General features: G+C 52.0%; 21 protein-coding genes and 1 other RNA gene. 9 read left to right on the top strand and 13 right to left on the bottom strand.

What is annotated here, in order from left to right:
- Position 1: 1 nt before the first annotated feature.
- Entirely contained in the window at positions 2–1,444 is a 1,443-nt protein-coding gene (locus H6F80_RS04500; protein WP_518523515.1) for a DUF3370 domain-containing protein, read from the bottom strand.
- A 212-nt stretch (positions 1,445–1,656) separates the two neighbouring features.
- Here H6F80_RS04500 and H6F80_RS04495 point away from each other — a divergent pair, with 212 nt between their 5' ends.
- Together H6F80_RS04495 and H6F80_RS04490 are read left to right on the top strand one after the other, a co-directional pair.
- On the top strand, positions 1,657–2,724 hold the full coding sequence (locus H6F80_RS04495; RefSeq protein ID WP_190790407.1) for an SGNH/GDSL hydrolase family protein: 1,068 nt from the start codon (positions 1,657–1,659) through the stop codon (positions 2,722–2,724).
- A 416-nt stretch (positions 2,725–3,140) separates the two neighbouring features.
- Positions 3,141–4,970 carry a protein kinase domain-containing protein gene (locus tag H6F80_RS04490; protein ID WP_190790406.1) on the top strand — a complete coding sequence of 610 codons (1,830 nt, stop codon included), beginning with the start codon at positions 3,141–3,143 and terminating at the stop codon, positions 4,968–4,970.
- 85 nt (positions 4,971–5,055) lie between these two features.
- Here the strand turns inward: H6F80_RS04490 and H6F80_RS30240 are convergent, their stop codons facing one another.
- Positions 5,056–5,607 carry a hypothetical protein gene (locus H6F80_RS30240; protein WP_277879037.1) on the bottom strand — a complete coding sequence of 184 codons (552 nt, stop codon included), beginning with the start codon at positions 5,605–5,607 and terminating at the stop codon, positions 5,056–5,058.
- A gap of 102 nt (positions 5,608–5,709) precedes the next feature.
- On the opposite strand from H6F80_RS30240, the gene H6F80_RS04480 reads away from it, so the two are divergent.
- Entirely contained in the window at positions 5,710–6,282 is a 573-nt protein-coding gene (locus tag H6F80_RS04480; RefSeq protein WP_518523514.1) for a L,D-transpeptidase, read from the top strand.
- Positions 6,283–6,501: 219 nt separating this feature from the next.
- Positions 6,502–6,887, top strand: a transfer-messenger RNA (tmRNA) gene (gene ssrA, locus H6F80_RS04475).
- A 73-nt stretch (positions 6,888–6,960) separates the two neighbouring features.
- Here the strand turns inward: ssrA and H6F80_RS04470 are convergent.
- Entirely contained in the window at positions 6,961–8,127 is a 1,167-nt protein-coding gene (locus H6F80_RS04470) for a spore photoproduct lyase family protein (RefSeq protein ID WP_199296369.1), read from the bottom strand.
- 199 nt (positions 8,128–8,326) lie between these two features.
- Between H6F80_RS04470 and H6F80_RS04465 the strand changes: the two genes are divergently transcribed.
- Positions 8,327–9,526, top strand: coding sequence for a spore photoproduct lyase family protein (locus H6F80_RS04465; protein ID WP_242067156.1), 1,200 nt, complete (start codon positions 8,327–8,329; stop codon positions 9,524–9,526).
- Between the two features lie 73 nt (positions 9,527–9,599).
- On the opposite strand, the gene H6F80_RS04460 is transcribed toward H6F80_RS04465, so the two are convergent.
- From H6F80_RS04460 to H6F80_RS04440, 5 genes are read right to left on the bottom strand one after another with little or no spacing between them, the layout of a single operon-like run.
- Positions 9,600–11,078 carry a HAMP domain-containing protein gene (locus H6F80_RS04460; RefSeq protein ID WP_190790405.1) on the bottom strand — a complete coding sequence of 493 codons (1,479 nt, stop codon included), beginning with the start codon at positions 11,076–11,078 and terminating at the stop codon, positions 9,600–9,602.
- Positions 11,079–11,089: 11 nt separating this feature from the next.
- Positions 11,090–12,463, bottom strand: coding sequence for a dicarboxylate/amino acid:cation symporter (locus H6F80_RS04455; RefSeq protein WP_190790404.1), 1,374 nt, complete (start codon positions 12,461–12,463; stop codon positions 11,090–11,092).
- Positions 12,464–12,470: 7 nt separating this feature from the next.
- Entirely contained in the window at positions 12,471–13,478 is a 1,008-nt protein-coding gene (locus H6F80_RS04450; protein WP_190790403.1) for a substrate-binding periplasmic protein, read from the bottom strand.
- Between the two features lie 30 nt (positions 13,479–13,508).
- Positions 13,509–14,294 (bottom strand): aspartate/glutamate racemase family protein, encoded by a 786-nt coding sequence (locus tag H6F80_RS04445; RefSeq protein ID WP_347277821.1) that lies wholly within the window; start codon positions 14,292–14,294, stop codon positions 13,509–13,511.
- A gap of 34 nt (positions 14,295–14,328) precedes the next feature.
- Entirely contained in the window at positions 14,329–14,841 is a 513-nt protein-coding gene (locus H6F80_RS04440; RefSeq protein ID WP_190790413.1) for a cyclic nucleotide-binding domain-containing protein, read from the bottom strand.
- Between the two features lie 102 nt (positions 14,842–14,943).
- Between H6F80_RS04440 and H6F80_RS04435 the strand changes: the two genes are divergently transcribed.
- The 3 genes from H6F80_RS04435 to H6F80_RS04425 all read left to right on the top strand — a co-directional run bounded on the left by H6F80_RS04435 (position 14,944) and on the right by H6F80_RS04425 (position 17,251).
- Complete coding sequence (locus H6F80_RS04435; RefSeq protein WP_190790401.1) at positions 14,944–15,729, top strand: MinD/ParA family ATP-binding protein; 786 nt, start codon at positions 14,944–14,946, stop codon at positions 15,727–15,729.
- Positions 15,719–16,072, top strand: coding sequence for a FeoC-like transcriptional regulator (locus H6F80_RS04430; protein ID WP_190790400.1), 354 nt, complete (start codon positions 15,719–15,721; stop codon positions 16,070–16,072). Before H6F80_RS04435 ends, H6F80_RS04430 begins: the two co-directional genes overlap by 11 nt.
- A 261-nt stretch (positions 16,073–16,333) precedes the next feature.
- Positions 16,334–17,251, top strand: coding sequence for an alpha/beta fold hydrolase (locus tag H6F80_RS04425; RefSeq protein WP_190790399.1), 918 nt, complete (start codon positions 16,334–16,336; stop codon positions 17,249–17,251).
- Here H6F80_RS04425 and H6F80_RS04420 read toward each other — a convergent pair.
- From H6F80_RS04420 to H6F80_RS04405, 5 genes are all read right to left on the bottom strand, one after another.
- Positions 17,218–18,027, bottom strand: coding sequence for a glucose 1-dehydrogenase (locus H6F80_RS04420; RefSeq protein ID WP_190790398.1), 810 nt, complete (start codon positions 18,025–18,027; stop codon positions 17,218–17,220). The two genes, H6F80_RS04425 and H6F80_RS04420, sit on opposite strands and share 34 nt — an antisense overlap.
- Positions 18,028–18,143: 116 nt before the next feature.
- Positions 18,144–19,535 carry a mechanosensitive ion channel family protein gene (locus H6F80_RS04415; protein WP_190790397.1) on the bottom strand — a complete coding sequence of 464 codons (1,392 nt, stop codon included), beginning with the start codon at positions 19,533–19,535 and terminating at the stop codon, positions 18,144–18,146.
- The gene (locus H6F80_RS30235) at positions 19,519–19,650 is read right to left on the bottom strand and encodes a hypothetical protein (protein WP_277879036.1); all 132 of its coding nucleotides are present in this window, start codon (positions 19,648–19,650) and stop codon (positions 19,519–19,521) included. Before H6F80_RS30235 ends, H6F80_RS04415 begins: the two co-directional genes overlap by 17 nt.
- A 75-nt stretch (positions 19,651–19,725) precedes the next feature.
- Positions 19,726–20,577, bottom strand: a complete 852-nt coding sequence (locus tag H6F80_RS04410) for a hypothetical protein (RefSeq protein ID WP_190790396.1) — start codon at positions 20,575–20,577, stop codon at positions 19,726–19,728.
- A 217-nt stretch (positions 20,578–20,794) separates the two neighbouring features.
- Positions 20,795–21,253 carry an SRPBCC family protein gene (locus H6F80_RS04405; RefSeq protein ID WP_190790395.1) on the bottom strand — a complete coding sequence of 153 codons (459 nt, stop codon included), beginning with the start codon at positions 21,251–21,253 and terminating at the stop codon, positions 20,795–20,797.
- A gap of 682 nt (positions 21,254–21,935) precedes the next feature.
- On the opposite strand from H6F80_RS04405, the gene H6F80_RS04400 reads away from it, so the two are divergent.
- Positions 21,936–23,010, top strand: a 1,075-nt coding sequence (locus H6F80_RS04400) for a mechanosensitive ion channel (protein WP_190790394.1), incomplete at its 3' end; no start/stop codon positions are given.

The raw sequence follows: 23,010 nt of genomic DNA, 5'->3' as shown, positions 1-23,010 counted from the left end.
ATCAAGGCTGCGCCGTCCTCACCGTCAAAACCTGCGGTGGGGTTGAATCTGGCGGATACAAAAAGCTGAACTGCACCAGTCGCCGACCTCCCGCAGGCAAATTGAGCGTCACGATCGGTTCGCCCTGCTGCCCCCGTCGCTGCACCAGATGCACATAGCGCGTTTGAGGTAAGCCTCGATCGTCGGTGTAGCGCACCCGCACCGTTCCCCGAAAGAAAGTCTGGGTGGGCAATGGCTCGAAAAAGCGTAGCCCGTTTTGGCTCAGGGTGTCTTCTTTAATGGGGGTTTCTAGAGCGATCGTCACCGTCTGCGGCTGACTGCCAGGATTGTGCAAAGGCAGCGTCAGATCGTACTCAATGCCGTAATTGCCGTGTGCCTGGTATGCCGTGTCAGGATAGCGCACCAGCATTCGAGCCGACTGATTTTGTTCGGTTCCGAGTCTGCCGCCCAGCAGCGTTGCGAGTCCGTAGGAAAACGCCGCACCGGGCGCCGGAATTGCCAGATCGGTTGCGCCTGAATCGGTGAGCTGAGCTTCCCAGCGTGATCCTTCTGCGACCCCGGCAACTCGACCGTAGATAACCTGACCGCTCGTTTGATCAGGGGGAGTGGGAGTTCGATCGCGAGAGGAAGCCAGCTTTCCGGTTTCCAGCAGGCTCGTCCATTCGGTTAGGGTGGGGGCAAGCTCGGAGCCGTCTGGATTTTGCCTTGCCCTGAGTGCCAGGCTTGCCAGATACACTGATCCATTACTGCGGAGCCGCATCAGGGTTGATCGTCCGTTTAGGGGCGGAGTCAGCGTGGCAACCGGAATCGGCAGATTCATTAAAAGCTGATAAGAGCGGGGCGGAATCTCAATTTGTGCCGGAAAAATCGCTTCTCGATCGCCGCGCAGCACATCGCTCATCACCCGACTGCCGGGACCTGCAAACACCGTTCCCTGCGGATTATCCACCACGGGCGGCAGCGTGATAAAGGGGGCATCGGGCTGGCTCAGATAGCTTGCGCCTTGCAGCACTTCCACCCTCACTGGACGATCGCCCGGATTGTACACCAAAACGCCCAGATACAGACTCCGCAAATCTTCCGGGTTATCGGCGCGGTAAACGTGATGAGCAAACATATCAAACCGTCCATTAAACGGAAAGTTGAGATGCGCTGATCGATCGGCTTTGCCCTCCGGCGAAAAGGTCGAGAGCAAAATGCCTTCTTCTTTCACCAGTTCAGGGCTGTTGCTGTTAAACACCGGAACTCGATCAAGACTGCCGGAAAGCGATCGAACTTCCTGCGGCTGCACAATCTCCTGCGGCGCGGGTTGGGGGGGAGTTGCCGGAGTTTGTGGTGCGGGTTGGGGGGGAGTTTGCGCCATAACTGCCATTGCCAGGATTCCGCTCAGCATTGCCCTTTTCTCCTTGAAGCGATCGGACGGATTGTAGTACGTTTTGGTCACCTTCTTCACTCGGAATTTAAGGGCAATTCATGGGCTTTGAATTTTGGATTTCGGCGTTTTTTAGAGCGGTTCTCAAGATTCCTACAACTCCTCAAAGCTTCTCGTCAAGCGCATCCATTCCACAATTATTCTTCTAGGCACTGTCAAAACCCCGATCGATTCGCTACACCAGAAAAGACTTACTACCCTCTGATACAGGACGCTAACCATCAATGCGATACCGCCTAAAACTGCCGCTGCTGCTGGCGAGTGCTGCCCTATTCACAGGTTTGCTGCCTGGCAGAACGATCGCCGCTCCCTTTCAGAAACTCTATGTGTTTGGCGATAGCCTCTCCGACACAGGCAACGTCTTCAATGCCTCAAAACAGTTCCTAGGTACAGGTGCGCCGCCTTCGCCCTACTACCAGGGACGGTTTTCCAATGGTCCAGTGTGGATCGACTATCTGGCAGAAAAGCTCAACCTCACCCCCACCCCGATCGCCGTCCTGCCCAATCCTCAAAGCAGCGAATCGTCTGGCATAGACAGCGTGAACTTTGCCTATGGCGGAGCCACCACGGGAACCAGCAGCGCGATCAGTGGCGCAATTCCGGGACTGCAAACCCAGATTGTTGAATTCCAACAGCTCCTTGCCGATCGAACTGCTGACCCCAACGCGCTTTATGTGATCTGGATGGGCGCAAACGATTATCTGTCGGGCATCAACCGTTCCAATTCAAACGGGCAGGAACCGAATCCGTCCGTCCCGGTGCAAAACATTGTGAAAGCGATCGAGTCCCTTTATCAGTCGGGGGCAAGGCATTTTCTGGTTGCCAATCTGCCCGCCCTGGGTGAAACGCCTCTGGCAAAGCAGCAAGGTCAGACCGTCGTTCAGACCCTCAATCGCCTGAGCGATCGACACAACCAGCTTCTCAGCCAACAGCTCGACGAGTTGCAGCGTGCCTTACCTGAAGTCGATTTAATGCGGCTCGATATCGGCAGACTTTATGTGCAAGCCACAGACAATCGCGACTTCAGCGACCTGACCACGCCCTGCTACAGCCGCACGACCGGAACCATTTGCGCCCAGCCCGATCGCCATTTGTTCTGGGATAACCTCCATCCCACCACGGCTGCCCATCGACAAATTAGCGATAATGCGCTCACGCTGATCGATCGACCCACAGCTGTCCAGCCCACTTCTTTTCCGTTAGGCGGACTGTCGGCGATCGGCACACTGGGCGTTCTCGCAGGGGCAGGAGCACTTTGGCGGCAAAGGCGCGATCGGGCGAAGGAGGGATAAGAAGGTAGATGGGGGATGAGGTTGGCTTACGCACCCTGCTGCCCTGCTATTTTTGCGCCATTGTTTTTCCCGATTGCAGACGCCTGATTGCAGACGAGCGATTGCGGACGAGCGGTTAGTGAAGCCTCCTGCCTGAAAGCTTGCCCGCACCCTCAATCCCGCTCCCATGCAGACAGGTAGAAAACACAGAGAAACTTCTGATCCAGCTCTCCTTTTTCCCATAATGGGAATGGTAAAAGAGGTGGGAAGATGAGGGCGGATGAGGGAATCCTGTACTAAAGTCTGACGAATTTCTCTGCCTAAGTGAACATTGCAATCACCAATTGGACATAATTATTGTTGTAGAGTGCATCTACGTCCTCTGAGCTTAACTTTGAGCTTCAGTTTATGGAATCTTCTTCAGAGACTAGAGAACCTTGGACTCCATTAAGCGATTTCAAAAGCTGCTTCCCGATCGGCTCCTTAGCGGACGCTATTGCGTAATTCGGCAACTGGGATCGGGTGGATTTAGCCAGACCTTCCTGGCAAAGGATACGCAGTTGCCGGGGTATCCCCTTTGCGTGGTCAAGCAGCTTCATCCTCACAGCAAAAACATGACGCGATGGCAGGTCGCAAAGCGGTTGTTTGACACAGAGGCAGCCGTGCTTTACCGCCTGGGCAATCATGATCAGATTCCGCGTTTGCTCGCTCACTTTGAAGACAACCAGGAATTTTTCCTGGTTCAAGAATTTATTGAAGGTCAACCGCTCGACAACCGCGTGCTGCAATGGACGGAAGGGCAAACGCTGCGACGGCTGCACGACATTTTAGGGATTTTGTCTTTTGTCCATCAGCAGCAAGTCATTCATCGGGATATTAAACCCTCGAATCTAATCCGCCGTCATAAAGATGGCAAGCTCGTCTTGATCGACTTTGGGGCCGTGAAGCAAGTCAGCACTCTACTGGACGATTCGCCCTTGGAGCAACCCCTCACCATCTCGATTGGCACACAGGGCTATATGCCGCCTGAGCAGGTTAGCGGCAGTCCACGCTACAGCAGTGACCTTTATGCTGTCGGCATGATTGGGATTCAAGCGTTGACGGGAGTGCGCCCCAGTCAGCTTCAGCGCGATTTCCAGACCGGCGAACTCCTCTGGCAAGCGCTTGATCCACCCGTGAGCGAGGCATTTGCCGAAATCCTCGATCGCATGGTGCGTTACCACTTCAAAGACCGCTATCAAACGGTTGAAGAACCCTTGCAGGCGATCGAGCAACTGATTGCTGAGCAAGGCGAATGCCCGGATGACGAACCTGAGGAAATCGGGGATTTCACCACGCTCATGGCATTTGAGGAATCCGACGAGGCCGCAGAGGCGATGGGTCAAGATTCTTCCTTTGGAGGAATAGTACCCTTTGTTTCAGTCGCTGAGCCGTTTGTCACTGCCGCAGAAGATGCCGCAGACCCAGTAAGTCCAGCCTTTGAAAAAAGCTTTCCTGCTGACGGAAACTTAGAGGGAACATTCCTCCCCAAAGAGTCCTCACCCTCAGAGGTTGCTCCCACCCTTGCTCCTAGCCCGTTCCCCGTTCTCCCTGCCTCGGCAACCACTCCCAAAACAATTACCCTAGCTGGATTTCAGACTTCGCCCTGGAAACTGCGGTTGGCGATCGGTGGTTTCGTTGCAGCGGCAATTGCGCTATCCAGCCACCTGATACCCTCTCGCCTCCAGTCCACTGTGCCAGCTTCTACTGTGCCAACATCCAGTGTGCCATCTGCTACTCTGCCCGGACAGCAACCTTCTGACCAGGCTCCTGTTCTGCCTAATTTACCCTGTCGGGAACCTCCACCCCCCTCCTTACCGTCGTCTAGCAAGCCCAGCTATGAGTATGCTGATGGCACTCGTTATTACGGCTCCCTAGATGCCAATTCCCTCAAAGGGGAAACTGCGATTCATCGCCCTGCTGACGGACGAGGAATTATGGTGTTTCCTACAGGCAATCGCTATGACGGAGAATTCCGCAATGGCAAGCGTGAAGGATGCGGCACCTACAGCTTCTCGAACGGCAAACGCTATATCGGACAGTTCAAAGCCGATCGCTTTGAGGGGCTGGGCATCTGGCTTTTGGGCGATGGCAACCGCTATGTGGGTGCATTTCAGAACAATCGCTGTCATGGAGACGGAATTTTTCTGTTCAATGATGGACGATCACAGCGCGGCACCTGGCAAACCGGCAAACTGGTCAATGGCAATTTGTCGTGCGATCGCTAAAAGAGCCACCCCCCTCGAAGCTGGGCAAGGTGTGGGCTAAAGTCAACATTGTGCCAGGGCAGAGAACCGCTTTGAAGTGATAACGTTACTGAAATACTGAAGTGAAGTAAGGAGTGATTATGGCTAAGCAGTCATCTGCTTTTCTCAAGATTTCGTTGCCCCTGACCGTTCTGCTGCTAACGGCAGGAATTGGTGATATGCAAAAGGGGCTAGCCCAAGATGTCCCCCAACCCACGCCTTCGCCGATCGCTCCAACGCCCACTCCTTCTCCCTCGCCAGCACCTCTCACGCCGAGTCCTACTCCAACACCCACCCCTTCGCCTGGACTATCTACACCAAACCCTACGCCGAGTCCTGCTCCAACGTTCACCCCTTCTCCCTCACCTGGACTATCTACACCAAACCCTACGCCGAGTCCTGCTCCAACGTTCACCCCTTCTCCCTCACCTGGACTATCTACACCAAGCCCCACGCCGAGTCCTGCTCCAACGTTCACGCCTTCTCCTTCGCCTGGGTTGCCTACACCCCGCACCACTCCGACGCCTTCACCTGCTCCGTCAGGCATCACGCCGCGCACCACTCCTTCGCCCAGCCCAACCTCACCCAGAACAACACCGCCAACAGGAGCTAATAACACTAGCCCTCGCGCTCTGTGGTAAACCTCGGTTGCGAATCGGTTAAAACCGAAGCAGGAAGTTTTGTAAATCGAACTCAGTCATTCTCCTACCCAACTGCGATCGTGTCTCTTTTTACTCGCCTTCTTCAAATTCCTCTGGGGGTTAGCCTCCTGATGGTGACTCTGCCCGTAACTGCACAAACTGCTCCTGCCGTTCCAGCAGAATCCTCTGTGTCTGTTCGCAGTAGTGCGCTGCCTTTTTTTCCTCCCGAACTGCCGCCGATCAAGCCAGTTTTGCCCGAAAGTTTAACTGTACGGCTGGTGCTAAAGCTGGGTGAGCGACGTGTATATGTCTATGAAGGCAACGAAGTGAAAGCCAGATATTCGGTGGCGATCGGCAGACCCGGTTGGGAAACGCCAACGGGCAGTTTTACGGTCATGCAAAAGCTGGAGCATCCAGGCTGGACGAACCCGTTAACTGGAGAACAGATGCCGCCCGGTAACGATAATCCGCTCGGCGATCGATGGATTGGGTTTTGGACCGATGGACTCAATTGGATTGGCTTCCACGGAACACCTAATCGAGAGTCGATCGGAAGGGCTGCTTCCCACGGCTGCGTGCGGATGTATAACGAAGATGTTCGTAAGCTCTATGAGCTGGTTGAAGTGGGAACTCCGGTTACGGTGGAACCATAAAACCACCTGACTCCACTAACTGCAAACTGATCGGTCGGGTTTATCAAGCGAGGGGATGGCGATGCTGGAGCAATTGACTGGCAAAGCCATTCCTTGTTAGCCCCCATGCAGCAACCGATCGGAGAGGTGTAATCCTGTTAACGCTGACCCATCAATAAAGGCTCTTCCCGTAGCTTTACATCCACAGCAAAATTCTGATGCTATAATAAATATACGCACGGGGCTGTAACGGTTTCGACAGGTTGGCGAACGTTATGTCGTGATGCAGGTCGAGAGCGAGCTACCTCTCGAAAATCAATGGCTCAACACAATAGGTGCAAATGAAATTAAGCCCTTTGCTCGTAAGCAAGCACTAGCTGCTGCCTAACACCAAAAACTGGTTCGAGCGTCTGTGATTTGACTCCGTTAAGAGTTACAGACAAACCTCAACGGATGCTCTAGATTATTGCCTCTGGTCAACGATCTAGTTAAGACTTTACCAGAGAATCCCATCGTCCGGGATAAGTGACGGTTCCCGCTTCGAGGATCAGAGAAGCTAAACCTGTGAACGATCGGCATGCAAATACCCAATTTGGACACGGGTTCGACTCCCGTCGGCTCCACTTAAAATCAACACTAAATAAATGAGGGGCAACTCAGCCCCCTTTTTTTTATTTCTTTTGTTTCTATCGAGCTAGATTAGAACGCATAGCGAATATTGCAGTAGGGCAAATGCTGCTTAAGCAAATCGCAGAAGCTCGACACGAGCTGTCCCTTAAAGCCGCGCTTATATCGCACGTTAACATCGCCATTCTGGGAATACTTCGGCTCCTGCAAATCGGGTCGCCACAGCAGGTTCTCGCCCTGCGGATGCCAGCCCATATTCACGCTATGTAGCCCTTCGTTGTGCGTCAGGAAAATCACCTCGCTCTGAAGCTGTGCCTTCGCTGTAGGGGATAGAGTGTCGTCGATTTGCTGAAACAGAGCGGTGTAGTTTTCTTTCCAGTTCTCGTGATAGATGACGGGCGCGAAATTGAGATGCACTTCATAGCCTGCGCTCACAAAATCATTCACGGCATTAATGCGATCGTCAATGCTGGACGTTCTAATATCTACCACCTGAGCAATCGATTGAGGCATGACGCTAAAGCGAATTCGAGTCTTGCCCTGTGGATCGTAATTGAGCAAATCACGATTCACTCGCTTCGTCGCAAAGGTCGCTTTGGCATTTGGAATATCACGAAAGAGCGTAATCAAATCCTTTACGTTATCGCAGATCGCAGCATCCACCGAGCAATCGCTGTTCTCTCCGATCTCATATACCCAGTTTTGGGGATCAGTTTGAGAAGAAATCGTCTTTTCGCCCTGTCGTGCAGCGTGTCGCTTAAGATATTTTTGAATCTGCTCGATATTCACAAACGTCGTAATTGGATTGGCGAAACCCTTGCGGCGAGCAACAAAGCAATAGGAGCAAGCCATCGCGCACCCGTTTGAATGGGACGGGGCAATAAAGTCTGCGCTGCGATCGTTTGGACGCACCTGGATCGATTTCTTCACGCCCAGCACCAGCACCGTGCGCTTGATCAGGTTCCAATGCTCAACTGAATCTTCGTTGGCGTGCAGATCGGGGATTTTCCAGTGCGAAGCGACCTCAACCTGACGCGCATTGGGATAACGCGAGAGGATCTCCTGTCCGCGCCCATACTCTAATACAGCAGGCTCATAGTAAATCTCTTTGACTTGCAGCAGACGGTTTAGCGAAATGTCTTCTGGAGTGGAATTGCCGCCAGATGAAGCGGGAGCAGCGATCGGAGCGTTGATCTCAGCATTGATCTGAAGATCAGTTGCAGTTGGGGCAGTATGCAAAGCAAACTCCTGGTTGTGATCTGTCTTGATCGTAATGAGGTTGAGGGGCGATCGAACAGGCGCGATATCCGCCTTTAGAAAGCAGGTTAACTGACCGGGGAAGACCGTCCTTGAAAGTGGTGGGATCCGCGCTGTTTCTAGATTTCATGCTCCTTGAGAGTGCGTCATACTAAAAGTAGGTCATTCATGGAGCTGGATTTTGATCGCTACACCTACTCAACTCACGCTTCCCCTTGAGACCGCAGAGACTACGGGTTTAGACGCTAAAACTGTTAAGACTAGTCCGTTTGATCCCGCTACAACCCCTGAGCCAACGACTGATATTACCGCACCGATTCATCCCGAGCTGAGTGCGTTTCGTTCATCGCGGCTGTGGTTGCCTGAGCGCGTTTTGTTTACGCCGATGGCACTCGAAGAGCCATGGGGACAGGAGCTTTATCGACGGGCGCAGTCACTCGATTTGCCGATCGAGGAGTTAGGCCGCAATCGCATCACAGGCGTTAAGGGTGAGACCGAGCGCGAGACTTATGCCAGAGCAAAGCGGACGCTGGCAGTGGTGACGGCTCCGCCCAGCAGCTTTAAGCTCAGCCCGATTCCACCTTCCGCAGACTGGCAGTTTCACATTGCTGAAGGTTGTCCGGGTCACTGTCAATATTGCTATCTAGCAGGCAGTTTGCAGGGTCCACCTCTGATTCGCGTGTTTGCTAACCTGCCGCAGATTCTCGCCAACCTAGGCAAGTATGAGCAGCCGGGCAAGGCGACTAGCTTTGAGGTGAGTTGCTACACCGACCCGCTTGGTATTGAGCATTTAACGGGCAGCTTGGCAGAAGCGATTCGCTATTTTGGCACACGCGAGGACGGCTATTTGCGCTGGGTGTCCAAGTTTGACAACGTAGACGGGCTGCTGGATTTGCCGCATAACGGGCATACGCGCTGTCGGGTTAGCGTCAATGCTGCCTGGGTTTCCCAGAAGCTCGAAGGCGGTACGGCGACTGTTCCTCAGCGGCTTCAGGCACTCCGCAAGCTCGGACTTCCGCGTGAGCAGGGCGGCGGTGGCTATCCGATCGGTTTAGTGATCGCGCCGATTATGCCGATCGAAGACTGGGAGCAGCATTACAGCGATTTGTTCGATCAGATCGAGCAGGCGATCGACTTCCCCTGTGACCTCACGTTTGAGCTGATTTCGCACCGCTTTACGCCCGGCTCTAAGGAAGTGCTGCAAGCCTGGTATCCCAACAGCAAGCTAGATATGGACGAGCAGAATCGCATTATCAAGCGCAACAAGTTTGGCGGCACGAAGTATGTGTACGACGGCAATACGATGAGGCAGCTTCGCCAGTTCTTTGAAGGGGAGATCAATAAGCGGTTTCCGCAGGCGCAGGTGCTGTACTGGACATAGGTGACTTTATAACTTTGACGACAACTTTGACGACAATTTGGGGGGCATCTGCCCCTTTTTTGCAATCAAGTTTTTACAATTGAGAGGCTCCGTGAGCCGATCGAGACTGTTTTCGCCGGCGCATCGTTTGTGCTTTGCCGACAAGATCCTGGAAGAAGTCGGTTTCGACAATTTCTTTAACTTGCTTTTGTCGCTTGGCTTCGTCGATCTCAATTTTTAATTCCTGAACCTGCTGCTTGAGTCGCTGTTCGCGTAGATAAACTTGCTGTGCCATTTTTTTAAAAATGCGGGCGAGTTGTCCCAGTTCATCGGTACGGCGGGCGACCGGGGAAAGGTGATCTAGCTCAAAGGTTTCGGCTTCAATGTCTGCGGCAACGTGGGCAATGCAAAGAATCGGACGTGCCACAATCCGATCGACTGCAATAATTGCCAGACCCGCGGCTATCAAGACAAACACGCTAATCACAATCAATAGAACCTGCCTGCTGCGGTTAATTTCAACCAGGTAGCCAGCCTCAGGAATAATCGCACCCACGACCCAATCCAGATAGCCCACGGGCGATAGCGAGATGCGATAGCTCTCTCCGGTTTTGGGATCGACGTAAACGTATTCCTGCTGATTTTGAATTGTACTAAGGTTTATCTTTTGGGCTTGAATCGTCTGATTTGCTAATTGAAGCAGCGGGTTCTGCGCCTGGCTCAATTGCTGAAGCTGGGTTTGACGTTTTGCCTCTGAAAAAACTTCCTGCGGATCGGTTGAAGCAATTAATTCCTGTTCAGGATTGAGAATAAAGGCTTCTCCCGATCGATCGCCTTTCATGCGTTCGAGATATCGTGAAAGCTGAGCCAACTCGATTCCAATTCCAATCACTCCGATCGTCTTTTGATCTTGCTGTAGACGAATCGTTGTATCCATTCCTGGCGCGTTGGTCGATCGATAAATATAAACCGTCCAGGCAGGCTTTCCGTCAGTACGAATTGCACTTTTATACCAGGGGCGATCAGGCGCATAAAACGCAGGCTCCATCGGGGCGGAGTGCTGATCAATTTGCTTGAATTCCTGATTTTCTACCTGATAGGTGCGAATGGTGCTGTGGGTAGTGCGAGTCCTGCCATCCCAATCGCGAACGTGAAAGTGCAGCAAATCATCCGCAGTGCGCTGTACGCCGACAAAATCACCGTCTGCAAAGCCAAGCTGAATCCAGGTAAAGTCGGGATTGGCAGCAAGGGTACTCAGGAAAAAGGCTTCCTGCTCCTGCCAATTGTTCAGGTCAATCAGTTCCTGCGTAAAACTGCTGTCTACAAGCTGCTGCGCGGATTGGGCACTCAGAAACAGCCGCTTGACTTCCTGACTGGTGGCATTGGCAATTTCCTGATTGACCTGAGTCATCAGCGTATTCACGTTGCGTCGCGAAGTCATTGCACAGGGAATATAGACGATCGCAGCCGTTGCGCCTACGGTTGCTAGTATCGCTCCTACCAGGCTGACTTTGAGACCAGGCGTACCTGCTTTTGACCGGAGATAGTTTTGCAGCGAGCGAAGTCGGGTCACGGAAAATCTCCTCACAGCGTAGAGTCGGGTAAACAGGGCGGAAGGGTTGAAATATCGATCCTTGGTTCCGCTTCGGATTGAGCAACTAGGGCAGTTGCGGCAATCCCTGTATGGACAATTCCCAAGGTGCGGAAGGGATCAACAATGGGATCGATCGCAATAAACAGCACCAGCACTGCTTCCAAGGGAAGTTTCAGGGGATTCAGCACAATGTCGAGCATGGTCAGCGTGATCACGCTCGTTGCGCCCGAAGTTGCCATGCCCGCTAGAATCGAGAGAACCACGACGAGTGCCAACTGTCCCCCGCTCAAATCTTTGTTGTAAAGCTGGGCGACAAACAGAGCAGCCAGGGCAAAGTAAATCACCGATCCAAAGCGGCAGAGTGTAATCGAAAGCGGCGTCAAAAGCTGGGTTGTTTGGCGATCGAAGCCTAAACCGTTGCTCAGCGCGGAGATTGCTGAGGGAATGCAGGCAAGGCTGCTCGACGTTGCCAGTGCCAGAAAGGTTGACTCTTTAAGCTGTGCTAGGACGGTTAGAAATGATTGATTGGTTTGTCGCCAAATGATAATGGTACTGAGAATATAAATGATGACAAAAGTGAGAATGGCAATCAGCACAAACCGAATCATGGAAAACAGAATATCAATGCCCAACTGCGAAAACTGGGTCGTCAATAAGCTGCATAACCCAAGCGGTAATAAAACAGTTAATCCTTGAATTAGCCGATTGCAGGCATGATAAACACTTTCTAACGCTGCAAACAACGATTGCGTGGCAGGTTCTCGCACGAGTCCCAGCGAAATGCCAAAGACGAGCGCAAACACTAAAACTCTCAGCGTTTGCCCTTCGCTCAGCGCACTAAAGATATTTTCTGGAATCAGATTGACCAGCAATTGATTCAGCGGAAATTCTTCAGGCTGTATTTCTGCCCCGCTTAATGAAATTTCCAGATCGATTCCCGACTGATTGACTAAAATGCCTAATTTCTTCAGAGCTGAAGCCGAAAGATTTTTCCCCGGCTGAGCCAGGGTGGCGATCGCAACGGCAATACTGCTCACCAGCAGCAACCCGATCGGAAACACAGCGGCAATGCGCCGGATCGATCGAGCGGCATTATCCGTCATCATCAGTCGCCCTGTACTCACTGTTACCGCAGAAAGCAAAATCGGCAGAACGCACATCTTCAGCAAGCTTAAATAAAACTGTCCCAGGGGGGCGATCGACGCGGCAATCTGAGGCTGACAAGTTCCTAGATAGATACTCAGCCCAACGCTAACGGCGATCGTCCAGGGACTTTTTAGCCACCGAATCAGGAATGGAACGGAGAAAAACTTGGGATAGTTTGAGGAGGTCTTTGAGAAATATCTTGAGAAATACTTTGACATCGCTTTCCTACCGCTTTCCTTGAGAATTGGTCTGAAGCCGATTGGAATAAGCTTGCAGCAGGCTATCTGCGGTGTCATTGATATTCATCGTGTCAAGTGCCTGATTCACAAATGCCAGCAGATGTTGGCTGTCCCAGGGAAGGGCAATGGCGATCGCATCTTCGGTGTCGGTCAGGGCAATCGTCTGAAGCTGAAGGGCAGCATCGGGTTTACTGAGTACTACTTTCTTAACCTCCAGTTCATCGCGATAGGTTGCTAGCACCTCACCTCGAATCACCGCATCCACCGCGGCAGACCAGGACGGAAACTCGACCACTTCTGCTTTGGGAAATCGCTTTTGAGTAAACCCAACATAGGAAGATCCCTGGATCACGCCGATCTTGCCTTCCAAATTCCGAATCACTTCAGGAATGCTGCGTCCGTTTGCCTGCTGTACAAGCTGAAGTCGGTTCACCAGCAAACCCTGCCGCATGGTGACGTAAGGTTGACTAAAACGCACAAATTTAGCACGGCTCAGCGTTCGGCTCAGCTTCGAGATTGCCAGATCCGCATCGAGACGATACACCGTCTGCACCACCTGATCAAACGTCTTTGCCGATCGATTAAACTCTACCGAAACCCCAAGCTGCTCCGCGATCGATCGCGCAACCTGAACGTCGGAGCCTTCTGGCGTTCCTTCAGCAGTTATAAAAAAAGGCGGATTGTCTTGATTTAGCATTGCCACCACGAGCTTACCGCGCCGCAAAATCCGCTGAACGTCTGGCGGCATGGGTGATCGGCTCTCTTGCAGGGCTGCGGAGCCTGCATTCGGGGCCTGTTTTGTCCTTAAGATTCTTTCGCCCTCTCCATCCTGAATTGATGAGGAACTTTGAGGGGGACTTTGAGGAGAACTTTGAGGGGGGCTTTGAGCTGCACTGTGACTTGCAACTGCGTCTGGTATTGCAATCGGAACCGCCAACCAGAGCAGCAGCACCAGCGTCGTCCATCCGATGAGCTTGATCAGGGGTTTCCGCATTGTCGCTTGCATGGGGGAGTTGCATTTAATTCAGGCTGCCCAAATCGATTGCAGCGATCGCCGACCAAACGCCAGATCCAGCGTTAGCGATGCTGCCACTTCGAGCGGGTCAACCCACGGCAGGGGAACGGTTTCCATGCGTGTCAGTGCGACGGAAAGCTCGGTACATCCTGCAATCACTAGCTCTGCGCCCTGCTGTTGCAGCCATTCGATCGACTGCTGAAGCGCTTGTATTGCCTGCTCAGAAATCCAAATGCCTGCATTTTTGATTCCCCAATTGGGATGATAGATCGACTGCATTATTTGGAGCTGCACCCCCGACCCCAGCATGGGCACGATTGGAATTAACCCGGTCTGGGTCAGGCTACGCGTATAAAGTTCAGTTCTTAATGTGCCGTCTGTTGCCAAAACCCCCACTCGCCGCACCTGGGGATGAGCAACTCGGATGAACTGTACTGTTTGTTCCATTAAATGAATCCAGGGAACATTGAGCTGAGGCTGAACCCGATCGTAAAACGCATGGGCGGTGTTGCAAGTCACCAGAATAAAGTCAACGCCGGACCGTTCTAGCAAATGCCCATAGTGCAGCAGCCAGGGCACGCAGTCGGCGGTTTCTCCGACAATGCTTTTTGTGCGATCGGGAATATTCGATGCGTTCACCAACAACCAGACCGGATGATCTTGATCGCTGCTGTTGCCTCGCTCTAGATTTTTTTGAATCAACCGCTGTTCAAACTCAAGATGGGCAAGCGGACCCATACCGCCCATAATTCCGGGAACTGCAATTTGCTGAGGCGTAAGTTGTAAATGTCGCACGACAAAAGCTCGCAACGGGAATAAATTAGCGAAATTAATGTAGATAGACACGAATGCCAATGACGATCGCCACCAGCAACACGATCGGAATTGCAATTGCCGCCATGCCATTATGGCTTTTGACCACGCGAGATTCATGACTAATCACCGCTTTCTTGATGGTTTCGTGCATTTCTTCGCGCAGTTTGGTCATTTCTGCGTCCAGGCTATCGGTGCTGTAAAGCTGCCTGAGGCGATCGAAGACATCCCGTGCCAGAACCAGACTTTGTTCCGGGTGTTTAAACAAAACGTCTAGAATTTCTTCGTGGCTGAAGATCATAACTTTCGTCGATTCCATCACTTTTGCCGTTGAGGAACGCGACTTGCGATCGATTAGCTCAATCTCACCAAAGACTTTGCCCACACCCAGCGTTTTTGCCACCACTTCCCCTGTTTCGGGATAGCGATCGACTAGCTCAATCCGTCCGCTTTTAATTAGATAAACGTTGTCGCTGGCATCGCCTTCCTGATACACCACGTCCCCCGGTGCATAAGTTCGCTTTTCCATAAAGTCGTTACTGAAGTGTGATAGTTTCTCGCCCATTGTTCCCATACTGTATTCAGGTTTATCGCCTATCTCAAAATCCTGGTTTTATTAGAGGGACGCTTTATGTCTCAAATCATTTCAATTCACTCCTTCCGGGGTGGCACGGGGAAATCTAACCTGACGGCAAATCTGGCAGTGGCGATCGCTAGTCAGGGCAAGCGAGTTGGCATTGTAGACACTGATATTCAGTCGCCCGGAATTCACGTCATTTTCGGTCTGGACGAAGATTCCTTTAACTACTCGCTGAACGATTATTTATGGGGACAGTGCCCCATTGAAAAAACTGCCTATGATGTCACTTCTCAGCTCCAAACTGCCACCGGAACCGCTAATCTCGCAGGCAAGGTTTATCTGGTGCCCTCTAGCCTCAAAGCCGGAGAAATCGCCAAGGTGCTGCGAGAAGGCTTTGATGTTGGTCTGCTGAACGAAGGCTTTCAGGAACTCACCGAACAGCTAGACCTGGACTACCTTTTTATCGACACGCACCCCGGCTTAAACGAGGAAACGCTGCTGTCGATCGCAATTTCCGATGCGATGGTGATTATTCTGCGTCCCGATCGCCAAGATTTTCTGGGTACGGCAGTGACTTTAGAAGTGGCGCAGCGGCTCGACGTGCCCAATATTATGCTGCTGGTCAACAAAACGCCTCAAGCCTTCTCTCGTGCTTCGGTGCTGGAACAAGTGCAAACGCGCTACGGCGTTCCGGTGGGCGGTTTGTTCTACGAAAACGAGGAAATGCTGCAACTGGCAAGCGGCGGCGTGTTTTGGCTGCATCATCCCCACCATACGTTTAGCGAAGAAGTGCATACCGTCGCGCAAAAATTACTGGCACTGGAGTATGTCGGATAATCCCGAATGGCAATTAGAACCCCAGGCGGAGCAGCCTGCAAGAAAACAGTCCCGCCGCAGCGCAGGCTTATCCACGCGAACAATGGCAGATTTGCTGTTTCTAGCGGAAAGGGAACGATCGCTGATGAATTGGCTAGTTCGTCACCAGCAGGCAACGGTCTCTGAGATTGCTGTTCATTTCGATCAATCGGAGTCCGCAATTGAAGCTTTGCTGAGCGAGCTAATTGCTCAAGGATTTATCCAGAAAGTTGAACAAGCCAATACTTGCCACTATCAGCCGAATCTCATCTCTCGTAAAGGACGCAGCAGTGTTCCCAAAAATATCTGGGACGCACTGGAATAAGTTGGTGAGACGGGTACTTTCGCATTGCCCCCGCTGTTTCTCTTGATAACCCTCAACACTGGGGGACTTTGAGACGGGTAGAACTGCCTATTACAAAAGGGATGCCTGAAAGGGGGCAGTTCGGATATATCTTCTTCTCAAGACTCTCTAAGGATTGCTTTCACTGTTTCAAAAGCATGACAGCACCCCCTTTATCCTTATCCAGAACCGATCGACAAACTTTCTAGTTTTTCGTTTCAACAATTTCTTCAACCCATTTCTATGATTATCAATCAATCGATCGCGTCTGGTTCTCAGCTCACAACTCAATTTTGGCAGTGGCGCGGGTTTTCGATCGCCTATCAAACCGCAGGAACGGCGGGAACGGCAGTTTTGCTGATTCACGGGCTGGGGGCATCCTGTCGGCACTGGCGCAGGAATATTGAAGCGTTAGCACAGCAGCATCGGGTGTATGCGATCGATCTGATTGGCTTTGGCGAATCGGCGAAACCCAAGCCGGGAGAAGCAATTCACTACCGATTTGAGACCTGGGGCGAACAAATTAACGATTTTTGCCGAGACGTGATTGACGAACCTGTCCATATTGCGGCAAATTCAATCGGCTGTTTGGTGGGATTACAGGCAGCAGTGAATCAGCCTGAGCAAATAAAGTCGCTAGCCCTGTTAGATTGTGCATTGCGGCTCCAGCATGAGCGAAAGCTGAACTGGTATCGACGAATTGTTTTTCCGCGGGTGCAAAAGCTGTTGACGCATCCGGCGATCGGGCACTTCTTTTTCTCAAAGCTGGCTCAGCCGCAAGTGATTCGCAAAGCACTACTGAAGGCATATAGCCGCAAAGAAGCCGTTACCGATGAGCTGGTCGAAATTTTGCTCAAGCCTGCCCAGGACGAGGGCGCAGCCGATGTGTTTCTGTCGTTCATCACTTATTCCAAAGGCGTTTTACCAGAGGATCTCCTGCCACAAGTTCAGGTTCCAGTCCTGATTGCTTGGGGAATCGATGACCCGTGGGAGCCGTTTGAGAAGGGGAAAGCCCTGGCGGAATTTCCGGCGGTCAAGCAATTTGTGCCGTTACCTGGAATTGGTCACTGTCCCCAGGACGAAGCTCCTGAGATCGTCAATCCGTTATTGATTGAGTGGTTTGCAGCTCAGGCTGACCAGGCTTCCCGGAAATCGGCGTAGAGCGTGAGTCCACCATCGATAAATAGCGTTTGCCCGGTGATGTAGGTCGCTTCATCCGAAACCAGGAAGGCAACGGCGGCTGCCATTTCTTCAGACGTTCCAGCACGACCCATTGGAATGTGGCTTTCGACGATCGCCTTTTGTTCTGGATCATGGGTCCAGGCGTCGTTAATGGGCGTAATGGTGGCTCCGGGGGCAATCGCATTGATCCGAATACCGCGATTGGCGTATTCCAGAGCTAGGGTTTTAGTCATATTTCCCATGCCGCCTTTGCTGATCGAGTAGCTGATGTAGGAAGGGCGGGGAATGACTTCGTGAACGCTAGAGACATTAATAATGACACCGGGGCGGTTCTGAGCCAGGAAATGTTTAATTGTTTCTCGCGCACAGAGATAGGCTCCACGCAAGTTAACGTTGATTACACGATCGAACTCGTCGGTTGATACTTCGTGGGAGGCTTGCTCGGTCTGAATTCCAGCATTGTTGATCAAAATATCTAGACCGCCAAACTTGTCAACAGTCGCACTGATCACGTTTACGATGTCTTCTTCTTGGGATACATCGCCCTGAACTAATAGGGACTGCACGCCGCATTCTTCTGCCTGTCCACAGGCTTTTTGCATTGCCTGCTCTTCGGTATCTTCTGCGCCTTCAGGATTTTTACGGTAGTTGATCGCAATGTTGCAGCCTTCTTGCGCCAAACGAACGGCGATCGCCTGTCCAATTCCCGAACTTGCGCCCGTAATCAGTGCGGTTTTTCCCTTTAATCCTTTCATCGTTTTCTCAGAAGCTTGCAATATGCCAGAACGCTTCCCAGTTTCACCCACAGCTCTGCTTTCGCTCCACCTCTCCAAAGGAAGAAATCGGCGATCGGCTTTTTAACCCGCAGCTTTTAATCGATCGAGATTCCGTTAGAAGAATGGGTGGCATCACTTTGGGCAAAGGACTTCGAGTCCTTCGAGTCCACTAAGTGGCGATGCGGCAAATCCGAGGGCTGATCCTGAAGCCTGATGGTATAAATCTCGGTCAGCATCGGAATTCCGGCTGCCTGCAAGGCTTCTTTAATCGCGATCGCGGCTCGTGAGGTGCTTTCTAAAAACAACTGACGACGGGAACTGACCCAGATTCGCACCTGAAGCTTCACGGCGTTGGCTCCCAGCTCCCAAACTAGAACTTCGGGCAATGGGTCTGCCTCGACGCCTTCGGTGTGCCGCAGCACGTCTTCAATAATTCGCTGAGCAGTTTGAATGTCGGCTTCATAGTCAATGCCGATCGTGATCTCGCTACGGCGAATTTTGACCATCGTGTTATTCACAATGCTGGCGTTAAAAACTTCCTGGTTGGGAATATAAACTGTGCGTCCGTCGTAGGTTTTGATTCGGGTTGCCCGGAGCTGGATCTGGGTAACGGTTCCTTCGTATTCTTTAATCACAATCTGATCACCCAGCCGAAACGGACGCGATGCCAGCAAGATAATTCCCGAAAAATAGTTGCTCAACACATCCCGCAAGCTAAAGCCAATTGCCACACTCGTGAGTCCCAGCGTGCCAAACAGGGCCGCAAAATCCAGTCCTAAAACGCCCAGTGCCACGATCGTCCCCAGCACCCAGACGGCTCCGTATCCCAGACGGCTCACCAGCACTTTTGAGTTGTGATCAATCTCCCAACGTCCTGCCCCTGCCAGCACGACTCGCCGCATACTCGCTGCAAACGCCCAAGTGAGTGCTATTACCAGCAACGCACCAATCAGAGCAGGCAACTGATCGATCGCATCTCGCAAAAACTGCCGCATCGTGGAATATAACCGTTGTCCCACGTCGATCGCTAAAGGCGGCTGATCAAATGCTTCGGTCAACTCGTCTGCCCACTGCTGTGCCAAGATTTCGACAGGCAGATTAAAGTCCTGAGCATCCTGCTGGGTGATGGTCATCAAAACGCGATTGTTAACTTGCAGCGTGGCAACCGATCGGGTGGAATTTACCCGCACCCTGACCGAGCGCTCTATTTCGGACTGTGCCAAAATGCTGCCAATGCGGCGGTTAATGATTCGTGCCCGCTCTGCCGCGGTTAAATTCGTCAGTCCGCCAATCTGAAAAATGGGCTGTCCTCGCACCACCACATCAGCAAAGAATAGCCCTTCGGATGAAGCTTCCGGCACGGGCGTTGAAGCGGCTGGCGAACTCGCTGGAGCAGTCTGTGCCCATCCGGGCAGACCACTCAAAACTGCAAATGCCGTAATCAGGGCGATCGCCCAAAACCGTTGAAATTTAATCAGCCGTGGCATGGCGAGTATCGCAAACATCACATCGACGGCACGATCGATACAAAACGGCTACAAGCAAGCAAAGACCTGCTTCAGTCAGATAAACCGTCAGATCAACCATGCCGTCGCGTGCCATGCTGGCAGATTCATTCAGGGCTTGTCACCTGCCGCAGGGTATGCATGAATTAAATGGCACTGCCCCGCAGATTCTTTAACGGAAGTTGTAGCCAATTCCCAAAATCACGCCCACTTCCACATCATCAGGAAAGCTGACGTTGGCACTTGCGTTTGCGGTGAACTCGTTGGTAATTGGCACATCCACACCTACCGTCACTAGGGGCTGAATTTCGCTATCGTCGTCTGCGCCAATTGCAATACCGCCCCCAATAAACGGAGCCAGCCCGATGCGTTCGTCATCTACCGTGGTCGAAACGGCGATCGGAAAATCAACCGTTGCTGGAAAGAGGAACGTGACACCATCCCCCACCAAAGCAGCCGGACGAAGCGAAATATTTTCCGTAATGCCCACTTTGCTCAAAATGGCAAAATTGCCTGTGCCCAGTCCGCTATCGCCGCCGAAGCCAATATTGCCGCCAATGCCAATGTAGCTTGAACCCGATCGCGTGGCTCGACCCGGATCGACTTCTTGAGCAGTAATGATCGAATTGGAGCCTTGTGCATCAATATTCGCATTAATCTCGGTATTAATACCAGATTGGTCGTCCTGCGGAGTAATCATTTGAGCTGTCTCAGTTCCGCGCTGCGTTTCCCCCTGCAAACTGTCTGCTGAAACTTCGGCGGAATCAAGCGGAGGAACTGCTTCTGCGTTGATTACAGGAGTCGGTTCGCTATGAAGCGGTTCTTCTTGAACGGTTAACGAATTGGCTGCGTCAGGTTGCGCGTTTAGTGGGGCATCCGATCGGATGCCCGCAGTGTCAGGAGTTTGATTCGCTTGTGGCATTGCCTGAAAAGTTTCGGCTTGAGCCGATCGACTGCCCATCGCCACCAAAATTCCTGCCAGGCTAGAGATAAAAAATAGTTGCTTAAAACGTAAGGTATTCATTCCACTCACCCACAATAATTTTCAAAGCCATACTTTCAGGGTAAACACCCAAACCCAACTCGGAGGACGATAAACGCGACCAATCAGGCAATTTTGGCGAAAATATATCTAAAGTCAGACTGGTAACAGTTCAACCCTGGCAATACGCTGAACAATACGCTGAGGGATACCCTGGGCAGTGGGCTGGACAGAAGCCAGGGTCAACGACGCACAGTGCCTAAACCGCAGAGAGCTGATACACTTCCTCCGCCACTCGCTTAAGGCGGCGAAGCTGTGCCTGCATATCTTGCTTTGTCCAGTCATAGGCAAACTGATTAAAGCCGTAGCGAACGATCGCATTCGGGATCGAAAACTCAAAGCGATTAATTAATCGTGTGCCCCGCTCATTAGGCTGGCATTCCCAGCGATCGCGCCCTTTGAAAAAGCCTTGAAACTCCCACACAATCAGCCCCGGCTCCCGCTTGCCCACTGTAACTCTCAGCTTGGGCTTCAACAGAGGAACCTGAATCACAAAGCGGCTGCGGCTACCTAACTCGGTACTCCACTCGCTAATCGGCTCACAGCGCAAAGCAGGATTGAGCCATCGGTGCATTAGCTCTAAGTCCGTCAGGCATTGCTCGACAGCGGTTGCGCTAGCCTTGATTTGAATCGATTGCTCAAAGACTTGCAGCGGCATTCTGGCAGGAGTCGGGGAGAGTTACTAAGGAGAGTTCCCAAAGATCACTGTAATACATTAGATAATCTAACGTCTGATGGGCTAGCGTCTGGCAGTTTACTGGAGACGGAATAAAGTAAACCTTCAACTTAGAGGCATAGGCAACTTAGAGGCATAGGCAACTTAGAGGTACAGGCGACTTAAAGGTACAGGATTGCCCAAAATCGAGGAGCACGCAATCCGACAAACAGCATGACTGTTTAATTATTTTCCAGAATACGACTTCTGAAATACAACATGAAATTATGACGGCGCAGGCCTCGGATAACTTCGCCGCAGGCTATTAATTGAACTTACTGAACTTAACGAATCTACATCAGTATTAAGGCAATTCTCCATCGCAATTCTATTTTTTGATCTGCCAGTTCCGATCGCCCGCCATTACCGTTTTGTCTAAATCCCGCTCGTTATTTCTTCATAAAGAGAGAGGCGACTCTAAGGCTTCCGACATAATCTTATCGGTATTTAGTGTGACTGCAAAATTTTAGCGAGCAGATAAACCCGCACTGTTGATCGAGGCGATCAATTGGCGATCGACTCCTGAAAACCGTTCCGTTGTTTTACAGTTTCTCCTGATTTTTTCCTAGGAAAACGAATACGCTTGTTTTTCAGTCCTTAGTGATGTTTCTGGTATCAAAACCCTATGAGTGAGATTTGGTGCGTCGCGTCCCTTCATTTGCCTGAGCCGCTGGGCTGGCTTCCCTGGCTTGCCCAAGCCAATCCGCTTACAGAAAGTACAGCGGTAGCAACCAACTGGCTTCAGGGAATTACAGCCTATCTGCCTCGTTTGATTGCGGCGATCGCCGTTTTGATCATTGGCTGGCTGATCGCGCTGCTGGTCGCTTCGGTTGTTCGAGGCATTTTGAGTAAAACGAATCTAGACGATCGCATTGCCCACGCCATTACTGGACACCCAACGACGCAGGGCGATTCACTGCGGGTGGAGCGATGGATCTCAGCCGGGGTATTCTGGCTGATCATGTTGTTTGCGATCGTGGCATTCCTGAACGCGCTTCAGCTTCCGGCAGTCTCCGCGCCGCTGACTAGTCTGCTGAACCAAATTTTTGCCTATTTGCCGCGCCTGGGTGGAGCGGTTGTGCTTTTGCTGGTGGCGTGGTTGTTGGCAACGATCACCAAGCTGGTTGTTACCCGTGGATTATCGCGGTTTAATCTAGACGATCGGCTAGCGGCGCAAACAGGCGGAACTGATGCAGGCAGCCCGTTTTTGCTGAACGAAACCCTCGGCAACGCGCTGTACTGGTTTGTGCTGCTGTTTTTCCTGCCCCTGGTTCTGGATGTTTTAAATCTTCAGGGTCCGCTTCAGCCTGTGCAGAATTTGCTCGATCAGATTCTCTCTGCGCTGCCCAGAATTTTGACAGCGATATTGATTGCGGCGGTCGGCTGGCTGATTGCGCGAGTTGTGCGCGGCATTGTCACGAACCTGCTTAGCGCAGTGGGAACCAACCAGATCGGCGCAAGAATCGGCTTGACCCAGGCAGCGGGCGGGCTATCCCTGGCGGCATTGATCGGCACGATCGTGTATGTGCTGATTTTGATCCCGACGGCGATCGCTGCCCTCAATGCGCTGCAAATCGAAGCTATTTCTGCCCCGGCAGTGCAAATGCTCGAGCAAATCCTGACTGCTCTGCCGCTGATTTTCACGGCGGGTCTGATTCTGGCAATCTTCTATGTGATTGGGCGATTTGTGGCAGATCTGG

Source organism: Leptolyngbya sp. FACHB-711, assembly GCF_014695615.1.
Taxonomy (GTDB): domain Bacteria; phylum Cyanobacteriota; class Cyanobacteriia; order Elainellales; family Elainellaceae; genus Leptolyngbya_A.
Note: the sequence above shows the minus strand (reverse complement) of the source record. Positions and strands in the feature narration are given on the sequence as shown.